This window comes from Streptomyces sp. NPDC005784 (assembly GCF_042871525.1).
In the GTDB taxonomy this organism is placed as follows: domain Bacteria; phylum Actinomycetota; class Actinomycetes; order Streptomycetales; family Streptomycetaceae; genus Streptomyces.
The window spans coordinates 183,655-195,044 of sequence record NZ_JBIAIQ010000005.1 but is presented as its reverse complement, the minus strand read 5'-3'; the positions used below and the strand labels follow the sequence as shown (position 1 = coordinate 195,044).

Below are 11,390 nucleotides of genomic sequence, written 5' to 3'. Positions count from 1 at the left end.
GGCGCGACAGGCGCTCCGGACGCCGGCCCGCCCGCCGAGGCGGACCCCGGCGCACCGGCCGAGGCTGACGTCGACCTGCCGTACGAACCAGACCCCGGACCACCCGCCGGAGCAGAGCCCGGCGTGCCGGAAGGCGCGGATGTCGACGCACCGGGAGAGGTCGGCCCCGGTTCGGAAGGCGCAGCCCACCTCGGGGTGCTGGCCGTGCCGGGGGTTTCGTCCGACTCTGTCGCGGTGTCGAAGAAGTCGAAGGAACGCGGCGGCGACGGCACCCGCGAGGCCCGTACGGGTTCCGGCGCGGAGGTCTGCACGGAGGCGGAAGCCGGCGGGGAGGTCGCGGCGGAAGTCGGCGCGGAACCGTCGCCGGAGGACCGGAATTCGCCTCCGCCCGCGGACGGCCCGCCCGGTGAACCGGGCCACTCCCGCGTCGACGGCGGCCCGACGGGCTGGGGCGGCACCGAAGGAGCCACGCCACGGGGCGGGCTCGCGGGGCGCGGCGGGACCACCGGAGCGCGGTCGGACCCGGCGTACCCGGGCCCGGACGCGGACCCTTGCGTGGCTGGCGAGGGATCCTCCGCAGACCAGTCCTCCCCGCCCGACATGGACGGCTGGGGCGACCGGGCCGGCTTCGGGGGAGTCGGTCCGCCGACCGGAGTCGTCCGAGCGGACCGGGCCGCCACAGCCGGAGGAATCGACGGAACCGGTGGATTGGCCGCAGCGGACCGAGCCGGAGGGTTCGACGGAACCGGTGAGTTCGTCGGAGCCGGTGGGTTCGTCGGAGCCGGTGGGGTCTGGGAGGTCTGCGGGGCCTCGGCGGATGAGGCGGTGGGGCGCTGCGGATTCGAGGCACGCCGCGCTTCCGTACTCATGCACCCCCCGTTTCCTCGTACCGGGCTGTCGGCCGCCCCGGAGCTCGGCGAACCGTTTCGCGTGTGCGCAAGAGGCTCGCCACGGGCACGCATACCCGCACCGGTGGACCGTCACCCCGGGCAGGGCCCGCCGGGGCAAGGTCGTTCCTCCCTGCGTCCGCGTCACTCTACGGGTTGACGCGCGTCCGGCGGGAACCAGTACGAGCCCCCGGGGCATCTGCCCGGAACGTCCCCCTACCCTGCGGTAATCGAGTCTGGCAGTCTTCGCTCATGACTGCCCGTGCCGCCGACAGGGCCCGCTATGACCGGGCCACCGCTCACCTCGACGCCCCCGTCGCGATCGTGGACCTGGAGGCCTTCGACGCGAACGCGGACGACCTCGTCCGCCGGGCCGGCGGCAAGCCGATCCGTGTCGCCAGCAAGTCCGTCCGCTGCCGCACCCTCCTGGAACGCGTCCTGGACCGGGACGGCTTCGCGGGGATCATGTCCTTCACCCTCGCCGAGTCGCTGTGGCTGACCAGGTCCGGTTTCGACGACGTCCTGCTCGCCTATCCGTCGGCCGACCGCAAGGGCTACGCCGAGCTGACCGCCGACCCCAAGCTGGCCGCCGCGGTGACCGTCATGGTCGACGACCCGGCGCAGCTCCGTCTCATCGACGAGGCTCGCCAGGGCGGCACCGAGGTCGTGCGGGTCTGCCTGGAGCTGGACACCTCGCTCAAGCTGTTCGGCGGCCGGGTCCGGGTCGGAGCGCTGCGTTCGCCGCTGCACTCCCCCGCCCAGGTGGCGGAGATGGCCCGTGCCGTCAAACGCGCGCCCGGGTTCAAGCTCGTGGGGATCATGGCGTACGAGGGCCACATCGCGGGCGTCGGCGACGCGATCTCGGGACGGCCGCTGCGCTCGCGCGCCGTACGGCTGATGCAGGCCACCGCCCGCAAGGAGCTCGCCCAGCGGCGCGCGGAGGTCGTCCGGGCGGTACGGGCCATCGAACCGGACCTCGAATTCGTCAACGGCGGCGGCACCGGCAGCGTCCAGCACACGGCCGCCGAGGACGCGGTCACCGAGATCGCGGCCGGGTCGGGGCTCTACGTCCCGAGGCTCTTCGACAACTACACGTCCTTCAGCGGACGCCCGGCAGCACTGTTCGCCCAGCCCGTCGTGCGTCGGCCGGGGGTGGGTGTGGTGACCGTGCTGGGCGGCGGATACCCGGCGTCCGGGGCCGCGGGCCCCGACCGGCTGCCCGTCCCGTATCTGCCGGAGGGGCTGTCGTACGACCCCCAGGAGGGTCCCGGCGAGGTGCAGACCCCGCTGCTGGGCTCCCCGGCGGACGATCTGCTCATCGGCGACAAGGTGTGGTTCCGGCACGCGAAGGCCGGTGAGCTGTGCGAGCGGTTCGACACGCTGCACCTGGTCGAGGGTGACGCGGTCACGGCCACCGTCCCGACCTATCGCGGAGAGGGCCACACCTTCCTCTGATCCGGCGGGGCCGGACCGACCTTCTCCGATCCGGCGGGGCCACGCCCTCTCCGGTCCGGGTGAAGGCGGCCCTGCCCGTACCCGGGCGGCCGGGGGACTCCGGTCACCCGGCCGTGACACCGGTCACCGTTCACGGTCTACTTCGACGGGCCGATGCTGCTGCCCACACCGCCTCCGGCACCCTTGTCGCCGACCGACCGGATCCCCTTGGTGATCCGGTCCATGTCGGACAGCGGCGGCCCGTCGGCGCCGGCGTCGAAGGCGAAACGGATGATGACCAAGGACTGCGAGCCCACGCTGGACGGGAAGGCCAGCGATTCGACGTAACCCCCGGGCCCCACACCGGTCTTGACCTTCCAGCGCACGAAGTACCCGGCGCGCCCGGCGACGGCGACCGAGCCGGACTTCACCAGGCGGTGGGAGGTGACGCCCCGGAAGGGGCGGCTGCCGACGACGTCGTGGTCGTACGCGCCGTCGGCGGCGTCCTTGATGTCGCCCTCGGCGAGGGCCTTCGGGGACGTCTCGTCGGTGGCCGTGGCCGTGCGCGAGACGACCCGGCCGTGCCGGCACAGACCGGGGTCGCCCGGACAGTCGTAGGTGCCCGGGGTCGTCAACACCATGTCGTGGTCGACGACGTACTGCGGTCGTGCCCAGCCGTCGAGGATCGGGAAGGTGATGCCGTCGAGTTCGTCCGTGACGACGGACGGGTCCCCGGCCGACGGCGAGGGACCGGTCGGTGACGGTGACGGGCCGTCCGTCTCCGTGGGAGACGCGACGGCGGGCGTGGTCTGTGTCGCGGCCTCGTCGCCGCTGTCCTCGCCGCGCAGCAGCACCGCGCCCGTGACGATCGCGGCGACGAGGACGGCGGCGGCCGTCACGAGCGCGACGGCCTTGCCCCGGCCGGGGCCGCCGCCGCTGGGCGACTGGGTTGGTATCAGGGGCTGTTGGGGCGCCTCGGGCTGACGCCGGTGGTCGGTCCACGCGGTCCCGTCCCACCAGCGCTCGACGAGCGGGTACGACGGGTCGCGGTACCAGCCGGGCGGAGGGGTCATGCTCATCCCGGCACTCTAGGACGTGCCGGGACGGGCGGCACACGGTGTCCCCGAGGTCGGGTACGACCGGGCCGTCCCGCCCCCGGACCGTAACCGCGACCGGCCTACAGGGGCGTGACGTACGCGCCCGAAATGCCTCCGTCCACGAGGAAGTCGGTGGCGTTCACGAAGGAGGAGTCGTCGCTGGCGAGGAACGCGACGGCAGCTGCGATCTCGTCCGCCTCGGCGAACCGCCCGACCGGGATGTGCACCAGCCGGCGCGCGGCCCGCTCGGGGTCCTTGGCGAACAGCTCCCGCAGCAGCGGGGTGTTCACGGGACCGGGGCACAGGGCGTTGACCCGGATGCCCTCCCGGGCGAACTGGACGCCGAGTTCGCGGGACATGGCCAGCACGCCACCCTTGGAGGCCGTGTACGAGATCTGGGAGGTCGCCGCGCCCATCCGGGCCACGAAGGACGCCGTGTTGATGATCGAGCCCCTGCCCTGGCGGCGCATGTAGGGGATGGCGGCCTTGCAACACAGGTAGACGGAGGTGAGGTTGACCTCCTGGACGCGCTTCCATGCCTCCAGGCCCGTGTCCAGGATGGAGTCGTCGTCCGGCGGCGAGATGCCCGCGTTGTTGAAGGCGATGTCGACCGAGCCGTAGGTGTCGTGCGCCGTCCTGAAGAGCGTCTCGACCTGCTCGGGGTCGGTCACGTCGACCTTGACGAAGATCCCGCCGACCTCCTCGGCCACGGCCTTGCCGTGCTGCTCGTCGACGTCGCCGCAGACGACGTGGGCGCCCTCGGAGGCGAGCCGGCGCGCGGTGGCGAGGCCGATGCCGCTGGCGGCGCCGGTGATGACGGCGGTGCGGCCGACCAGGCGGCGGCAGCTGGTCTCAGGGGTGTCTGAAGTCACTGTGCGGGACCCTCCGTGCTGATGAAGACGTTCTTGGTCTCGGTGAAGGCGGCGAGGGCGTCCGGGCCGAGTTCGCGGCCGATTCCCGACTGCTTGAAGCCGCCGAAGGGCGTCCAGTAGCGGACGCTGGAGTGGGAGTTGACGGACAGGTTGCCGGCCCGGACGGCCTGGGAGACGCGCAGGGCGCGGCCGACGTCGCGGGTCCAGATGGAGCCGGACAGGCCGTAGTCGGTGGCGTTGGCGAGCCGGATCGCGTCGGCCTCGTCCTCGAAGGGCAGCACGACGGCGACGGGGCCGAAGACCTCCTCGACGGCCACGCGCGCGTCGGGCTCGACGCCGGTGAGGACGGTGGGCGCGAACCAGAAGCCGGGGCCCTCGGGCGCCTTGCCCCGGATACCGGGCGCGTCGGCGTCGACGTAGGCCCGTACGCGCTCCAGTTGGGCACCTGAGATCAGCGGGCCCATCTGGGTGCGCTCGTCGGACGGGTCGCCGACGACGACCGACTCGACCGCCGGGGCGAGGAGTTCGAGGAAGCGGTCGTGGACGGAACGCTGGACGAGGATGCGGGTGCGGGCGCAGCAGTCCTGTCCGGAGTTGTCGAGGAAGGACATGGGTGCGGCTGCCGCGGCGGCCTCGATGTCGGCGTCGGCGAAGACGATGTTGGGGCTCTTGCCGCCGAGTTCGAGGGTGACGCGCTTGAGAAGGGCGGAGCCCTTGGCCAGCACCTGTTTGCCCACCGCCGTCGACCCGGTGAAGACGATCTTCGCGACGCCGGGGTGTTCGACGAGTGCGGCGCCCGCGACGGGACCCGCGCCGGGCAGCACCTGGAAGAGGTGTTCGGGCAGGCCCGCCTCCAGGGCGAGTTCGGCCAGCCGCAGGGCCGTCAGCGGAGTCGTCTCGGCAGGTTTGAGGATGACGGCGTTGCCCGCGGCGAGGGCCGGTGCGGTGCCCCAGGCGGCGATGGGCAGGGGGAAGTTCCAGGGGGCGATGACCCCGACGACGCCGAGCGGTTCGAGGAGGGTGATGTCGAGGCCGCCCGCGACCGGGATCTGGCGGCCGGTCAGCCGTTCCACTCCCCCGGCCGCGTAGTCGAGCAGATCGCGGACGTTGCCAGCCTCCCAGCGGGCGTTGCCGAGGGTGTGGCCGGCCTCGCGGACCTCCAGGCGGGCCAGTTCCTCGATGTGGGCGTCGACGACGGCCGCGAAGCGGCGCAGCAGCCGGGCCCGGTCGCCCGGCGCGAGCGCGGCCCAGCGGACCTGCGCCTTCGCGGCCCGTACGACGGCGTCCCCCACGTCCTGGGCGGTGGCGGCCGGGACGGTGGCGACGACCTCCTCGGTGGCGGGGTTCAGTACCTGGAGTTCGTGGTCGTACGGGGGCGACGTGTACGGGTGCGAGGTGTATGGGTGCGAGGTGTATGGGTGCGACAAGGGGGTCCTCACATGCGTTCGAAGGAGCGGCGCAGCTCCCAGTCGGTCACCGCGGCGTCGAATGCCTCCAGCTCGACGCGCGCCATGTTGCGGTAGTGCTCGACCACCTCGTCACCGAAGGCGGCTCTGGCGACGGCGCTGTTCTCCCAGAGCTCGGCGGCCTCGCGCAGGGTGGTGGGGACGTGTGCGTACGCGGAGGTGTAGGCGTTGCCGGCGCACGCCTCGGGCAGTTCCAGCTTCTGCTCGATGCCGTACAGGCCGGCGGCGACGAGTCCGGCGACGGCCAGGTGCGGGTTGACGTCGCCGCCGGGCAGCCGGTTCTCGAAGCGCATCGAGCGGCCGTGGCCGACGACACGGAGCGAGCAGGTGCGGTTGTCGTACCCCCAGGCGACGGCGGTCGGCGCGAAGGAGCCGGGCTGGAAGCGCTTGTACGAGTTGATGTTGGGCGCGTACAGGAGCGAGAAGTCGCGCAGGGCGGCCAGTTGTCCGGCGAGGAAGTGGCGCATGACCTCCGACATGCCGCCCGGGTCCTGGGCTGAGCCGGCCATCATGTTGGTGCCGTCGGCGTCGGCGAGCGAGAGGTGGATGTGGCAGGAGTTGCCCTCGCGCTCGTTGTACTTCGCCATGAAGGTGAGCGAGACGCCCTCCTGGGAGGCGATCTCCTTGGCGCCGGTCTTGTAGACGGCGTGCTGGTCGCAGGTGACCAGGGCCTCGTCGTACTTGAAGGCGATCTCGTGCTGGCCGGGGTTGCACTCGCCCTTGGCGGACTCGACGGTGAGGCCCGCGGCCTGCATCTCGTTGCGGATGCGGCGCAGCAGGGGCTCGATGCGTCCGGTCCCGAGGACCGAGTAGTCGATGTTGTACTGGTTGGCCGGGGTGAGTCCCCGGTAGCCGGTGTCCCAGGCCTGTTCGTAGGTGTCCTTGAAGACGATGAACTCCAGCTCGGTACCGACCTGGGCGGTGTAGCCGAGCTGGGCGAGGCGTTCGAGCTGGCGGCGCAGGATCTGGCGGGGCGCGGCCACCACCGGGGAGCCGTCGTTCCAGGCGAGGTCGGCGATGAGCAGGGCGGTGCCCTCGTTCCACGGGATGCGCCGCAGGGTGCCGAGGTCGGGGTGCATGGCGAAGTCGCCGTAGCCCCGGTCCCAGGAGGACATGGCGTATCCGTCGACGGTGTTCATGTCGGTGTCGACGGCGAGGAGGTAGTTGCAGCCTTCCGTGCCGTGTTCCAGGACCTCGTCGAGGAAGAAGGCCGCGGCGAACCGCTTGCCCTGGAGCCGCCCCTGCATGTCGGGGAAGGCCAGGACGACCGTGTCGATGTCCCCGGCCTCGACGAGACGGCGCAGTTCTTCGACGGTGAGCGGGGGTGTGCGGTCTGCCACCGGAAAAGCCTCCTTGGGTCAGCCGAGAGCCATAAGGTATTGCGGAGAACCATTGCTTGGGAAGGGGGCGCGACCGGATGACGACGGAGGAACCCGACCGTGGGACGGACGACCGGCTGACGCCGGTGCTGCGGCCGGTGCGGGCGGGCAACGGTTTCGAGGAGGCGCTGGAGCAGATCCTCCAGATCGTCCGGCTCGGCCTGGTTCCGGGCGGTGAACGACTGCCCGCGGAGCGGGAGTTGGCGGAGCGGCTGGGCATCAGCCGGGTGACGCTGCGCGAGGTCCTGAAGGTGCTGCAGGACCAGGGTCTGGTCGAGTCGCGGCGCGGCCGGTACGGCGGCACGTTCGTGCTGGCGCGCACCGCCACGCCGGGCGAGCACGAGCTGCGCCGCCGGGTCGCCGCCGTCGACATCGAGGACGTGCTGCGTTTCCGCGAGGTCCTGGAGGTGGGCGCGGCCGGACTGTGCGCGACGCACGGGCTCGACGCGGAGCAGGCCGTACGGCTGCGCGAGGCGCTCGACCGGACGAACGACGCCCCGCTGGCCGACTACCGACGGCTGGACACCATGCTCCATCTCACCCTCGCGGAGCTGTGCGGCTCCCCTTCCCTCACCGCGCGGTACGCGGCCGTCCGCGCCTCCGTCAACGACCTGCTCGACTGCATCCCGCTCCTCGTCCGCAATCTGGAGCACTCGCAGCGCCAGCACACCGCCCTCGTCGAGGCGGTCCTCGACGGGGACGCGGACGGGGCTCGGGAGATGATGCGGGAGCACTGCGCGGGCACGGCGGCGCTGCTGCGCGGGTTCCTGGCGTGAGCGGACGGGGCGTGAGGGGCGCGTGGCGTTTCCGCCCCTCATCACCCAAAGGTATGAGACCTTTCCATTGACGTTCCATGGGCGCCGTGGCGACCCGGATCCGAGGGAGAAGCGCGTGGGCAGGCCGCTGATCGGCGTGAGTACGTATCTGGAGGTCGGGGCGCGCTGGGGCGTGTGGGAGCTGGAGGCCGCGCTGCTGCCGGCCGGCTATCCGCGGCTCGTGCAGCGGGCGGGCGGACTCGCCGTCATGCTGCCGCCGGACGATTCGGGCCTGGCGCCCGAGACCGTCGCCCGGCTCGACGCGGTGGTCGTCGCGGGCGGCCCCGACGTCGACCCCCTCCGCTACGGAGCCGAGCGCTCCCCGCGTACGGGCCCGCCCGCTCCCGAGCGCGACGACTGGGAACTCGCCCTGATCCGGGCCGCGTTGGACTCCGGTACCCCGCTCCTGGGCATCTGTCGGGGCCACCAGCTCCTGAACGTGGTGCTGGGCGGCACGCTCGTCCAGCACCTCGACGGCCATGTGAAGGACACCGGCGTCGTCGGACACCACGAGGTGACGCCCGTACCCGGGACGCGGTACGCCGCTCTCGCACCGGAGCCGTGCGAGGTGCCGACGTACCACCATCAGGCGGTGGACCGCCTCGGTGACGGTCTCACGGTCTGCGCGCACGCTGCGGACGGCACCGTGGAGGCGATCGAACTCCCCGGCCCCGCCTGGGTGTTGGGGGTCCAGTGGCACCCGGAGATGGGCGACGACCTGCGGGTGATGCGGGGCCTGGTCGCGGCGGCGTCCTGAGCGGACCGTAGCCAGATTTCAGCCCCTCCGGCGTTTGAGGAGCGGGGGTCCGGGGGCGGCACCCCTGGGGACGATGGGGGTCCCCCCTGGTCGAGCGAAGCCGAGACCTTGGGGGCGGAGGGGGCGAACAACGCCTGTGCGGTCGGGCAGCCCCGGTGCCCCTGCGCGGCCAGGCCCCGTGTCCCTGCGCGGTCGGGCGGCCCCGCCCCCGTGCGGTCAGACGGCCCCCCGCGTCAGGGAGAGCAGGTCGCGGGCCGGGCCCGTGGGGCGATGGCCAGTCGGCCAGACGGCCCGCAGGGCGCGGGCGAGCCGGACGTCGGCGAGCGGGATGCTCACCAGACGGTGCGCGGAAAGCTCCTCCCCGAGGGCGAGTTCACTCAGGACGGCGGGTCCGGCGCCGCTGACGGCGGAGGCCTTGACCGCCGTCGTCGAGGACAGCTCGATCAGCGGGCGGGCGAGCCCGCCGAGCGCGGTGTCGAGGACCTGACGCGTGCCGGACCCCTCCTCCCGCAGGATGAGCGGCGTGGCGGCCAGTTCCGCCGCGGCGAGAGGCGCGCGGCGACGCGCCCAGGGATGTCCGGGCGCCGTCACCACGATCAGCCGGTCGTGCGCGATGACGGTCGCGTCGAGACCGGACGGCACCGAGAGCCCCTCGACGAAGCCGAGGTCGGCCTCGCCGGAGAGGAGCCGCTCCGCGACGCCTGCGGAGTTCCCGGCGAGCAGCGACACGGCCGTGTCGGGGCGCTGCGCGCGCAGCGCGATGAGCCAGCCCGGCAGCAGATACTCGGCGATGGTCATGCTCGCGGCCACCCGAAGCCGCGAGTCGCGCCGGTCCCGCAGCGCCTGCGCCCCCGCGTCGAACGCCTCGGCCGCGTCCACCACCCGCCGCGCCCAGTCCGTGACGAGCGCTCCCTCACGGGTGAGCCGGGATCCGCGCGGCGAACGGTCGACCAGCGCGACCCCGAGCAGCCGCTCCATGGAACGGATACGGCTGCTGGCCGCCGGCTGGGTGATCCCCACCTCGCGTGCGGCGCGCCCGAGACTGCCGAGGCGCGCCACCGCCAGCAGCAGTTCGAGCGCGCCGAGATCCGGCACCCGGTGCGCGATGCCGACGCCGGGCCGGTCCTCAGCACCGCTACTCATGGCGATCCTCAGCACTGCTGCTCATAAAGCCAGCTTATGCCCTCATAGGCCCGTGCTCCCTGGTGGGGAGCCGACGGGAGCGCGACCGTGGTGCCATGGTCACCGCAGCCCAGCCCCTGTCCGCCCATCAGGCGGGAACCGTCCCCGACACGAAGCCCCCCCGTGTCCTGGGGAACCGCGGCATCGCCGCAGTCCGGCATCTCGGCCCGAACTGGTACGCCTCCGTGATGGGCACCGCGATCGTGGCGACGGCGGGAGCCGGACTGCCCGGAAACGTGCCGGGCCTGCGTACCGCCTGCACCGTCGTGTGGGCCCTCGCGCTCACCCTGCTGGTGTCCTTGCTCGCCGCCCGCGCGCTGCACTGGACGTACCACCGCGACCAGGCCCGCGCCCACCTCCTCGACCCGGCCATGGCCCCCTTCTACGGCTGCCTCTCGATGGCCCTGCTCGCCGTGGGCGGCGGCACCCTGCTCGTCGGCCGGGACTGGATCGGGATACAGGCGGCGGTCGCCGTGGACACCGTCCTGTTCGTCGCCGGGACGCTGATCGGGCTCGCCGCCGCCGTGGCCGTCCCGTACCTCATGGTCGTACGGCACCGGATCGAGCCCGGACAGGCGTCACCCGTGTGGCTGCTGCCGATCGTCGCCCCGATGGTGTCGGCCGCCGTCGGCCCCCTCCTCGTTCCCCACCTGCCGGCCGGACAGCCCCGGGAGACGCTGCTCCTCGCCTGTGTCGCGATGTTCGGGATGAGCCTGCTGGCCACCCTCGTGATGCTGCCGACGATCTTCGCCCGGCTCGTCACCGCGGGTCCGCTGCCGCTCGCGCTCACCCCGACGCTGTTCCTCGTGCTCGGCCCGCTGGGCCAGTCGACCACCGCGGTGGGCAAGTTCGCGGACGCCGCGCCCGGTGTGGTGCCCGCCCCGTACGGCCAGGGCTTCGCGCTCCTCGCGGTCCTCTACGGCGTCCCCGTGCTGGGTTTCGCGCTGCTGTGGCTCGCGCTGGCCGTCGCGATGGTCGTACGGGCACGCCGCCAGGGCATGGGTTTCGCGATGACCTGGTGGGCGTTCACCTTCCCGGTGGGGACCTGTGTGACCGGTGCGGAGGGCCTGGCCCGGCACACCGGCCTGGCCGCCTTCGACGCGCTCGCCGTCGCCCTGTACGCCCTGCTGGTGGCCGCCTGGTCGGTGGCCGCCGTCCGCACCGCGCACGGCCTGATCACCGGCAAGCTGCTCGCGGCGCCTTCGCGGACGTAGCCTCCTGCGGCTGACTCGCCGTGCCTTTGGACGACACCCTGCCCTTCGGATCGTGAGGATCCGAAGGGCAGGGTTTCCACGTTGGGGCATCGACGCACTCGTCCGAGTTCCGACCGGATGCCGTCGCGCCGTACCACGCCGGTCCGGGTGGAACGTAGACGTCTGTGACCAGGACCTGCTCACAGTGAGGCAGTGTGACGCGTCACAGACAACACGGCACCGCTGTGGGAACTTCAAGTTCCCTTCCTACCAGCCGAGTTACTGATATGCCGAGAGTGAGGTCCGGC

General features: G+C 72.6%; 9 protein-coding genes. 4 read left to right on the top strand and 5 right to left on the bottom strand.

Annotation, left to right across the window (positions count from 1 at the left end; all coding sequences use genetic code 11):
* Positions 1-1,139 precede the first annotated feature (1,139 nt).
* Entirely contained in the window at positions 1,140-2,342 is a 1,203-nt protein-coding gene (locus tag ACFYR3_RS11200) for an amino acid deaminase/aldolase (protein ID WP_389282528.1), read from the top strand.
* Between the two features lie 137 nt (positions 2,343-2,479).
* Here the strand turns inward: ACFYR3_RS11200 and ACFYR3_RS11195 are convergent, their stop codons facing one another.
* The 4 genes from ACFYR3_RS11195 to ACFYR3_RS11180 all read right to left on the bottom strand — a co-directional run bounded on the left by ACFYR3_RS11195 (position 2,480) and on the right by ACFYR3_RS11180 (position 7,096).
* On the bottom strand, positions 2,480-3,400 hold the full coding sequence (locus ACFYR3_RS11195; RefSeq protein WP_389282526.1) for a DUF2510 domain-containing protein: 921 nt from the start codon (positions 3,398-3,400) through the stop codon (positions 2,480-2,482).
* 98 nt (positions 3,401-3,498) lie between these two features.
* Positions 3,499-4,290 carry a 3-oxoacyl-ACP reductase gene (locus tag ACFYR3_RS11190; RefSeq protein ID WP_355839761.1) on the bottom strand — a complete coding sequence of 264 codons (792 nt, stop codon included), beginning with the start codon at positions 4,288-4,290 and terminating at the stop codon, positions 3,499-3,501.
* Positions 4,287-5,639: an aldehyde dehydrogenase family protein gene (locus ACFYR3_RS11185; RefSeq protein WP_389282707.1), complete on the bottom strand. Its 1,353-nt coding sequence runs from the start codon at positions 5,637-5,639 to the stop codon at positions 4,287-4,289. The genes ACFYR3_RS11190 and ACFYR3_RS11185 overlap by 4 nt, the downstream gene beginning before the upstream one ends.
* Before the next feature lie 86 nt (positions 5,640-5,725).
* A complete protein-coding gene (locus ACFYR3_RS11180) occupies positions 5,726-7,096 on the bottom strand; it encodes a glutamine synthetase family protein (protein ID WP_355839765.1) in 1,371 nt (456 codons plus the stop codon).
* A 77-nt stretch (positions 7,097-7,173) separates the two neighbouring features.
* On the opposite strand from ACFYR3_RS11180, the gene ACFYR3_RS11175 reads away from it, so the two are divergent.
* Both ACFYR3_RS11175 and ACFYR3_RS11170 read left to right on the top strand, forming a co-directional pair.
* Complete coding sequence (locus tag ACFYR3_RS11175) at positions 7,174-7,911, top strand: FadR/GntR family transcriptional regulator (protein ID WP_389282524.1); 738 nt, start codon at positions 7,174-7,176, stop codon at positions 7,909-7,911.
* A gap of 115 nt (positions 7,912-8,026) precedes the next feature.
* Entirely contained in the window at positions 8,027-8,707 is a 681-nt protein-coding gene (locus ACFYR3_RS11170) for a gamma-glutamyl-gamma-aminobutyrate hydrolase family protein (protein WP_389282522.1), read from the top strand.
* Positions 8,708-8,923: 216 nt separating this feature from the next.
* Here ACFYR3_RS11170 and ACFYR3_RS11165 read toward each other — a convergent pair whose 3' ends face one another.
* On the bottom strand, positions 8,924-9,850 hold the full coding sequence (locus ACFYR3_RS11165) for a LysR family transcriptional regulator (protein WP_355839770.1): 927 nt from the start codon (positions 9,848-9,850) through the stop codon (positions 8,924-8,926).
* A gap of 95 nt (positions 9,851-9,945) precedes the next feature.
* On the opposite strand from ACFYR3_RS11165, the gene ACFYR3_RS11160 reads away from it, so the two are divergent.
* A complete protein-coding gene (locus tag ACFYR3_RS11160) occupies positions 9,946-11,103 on the top strand; it encodes a TDT family transporter (RefSeq protein ID WP_389282520.1) in 1,158 nt (385 codons plus the stop codon).
* Positions 11,104-11,390: the final 287 nt, after the last annotated feature.

Coding starts and splice junctions, on each gene's coding strand:
- ACFYR3_RS11200 (WP_389282528.1), top strand. CDS start 1,140: ATGACTGCCCGTGCCGCCGACAGGGCCCGCTATGACCGGGCCACCGCT.
- ACFYR3_RS11195 (WP_389282526.1), bottom strand. CDS start 3,400: ATGAGCATGACCCCTCCGCCCGGCTGGTACCGCGACCCGTCGTACCCG.
- ACFYR3_RS11175 (WP_389282524.1), top strand. CDS start 7,174: ATGACGACGGAGGAACCCGACCGTGGGACGGACGACCGGCTGACGCCG.
- ACFYR3_RS11165 (WP_355839770.1), bottom strand. CDS start 9,850: ATGAGTAGCGGTGCTGAGGACCGGCCCGGCGTCGGCATCGCGCACCGG.
- ACFYR3_RS11160 (WP_389282520.1), top strand. CDS start 9,946: ATGGTCACCGCAGCCCAGCCCCTGTCCGCCCATCAGGCGGGAACCGTC.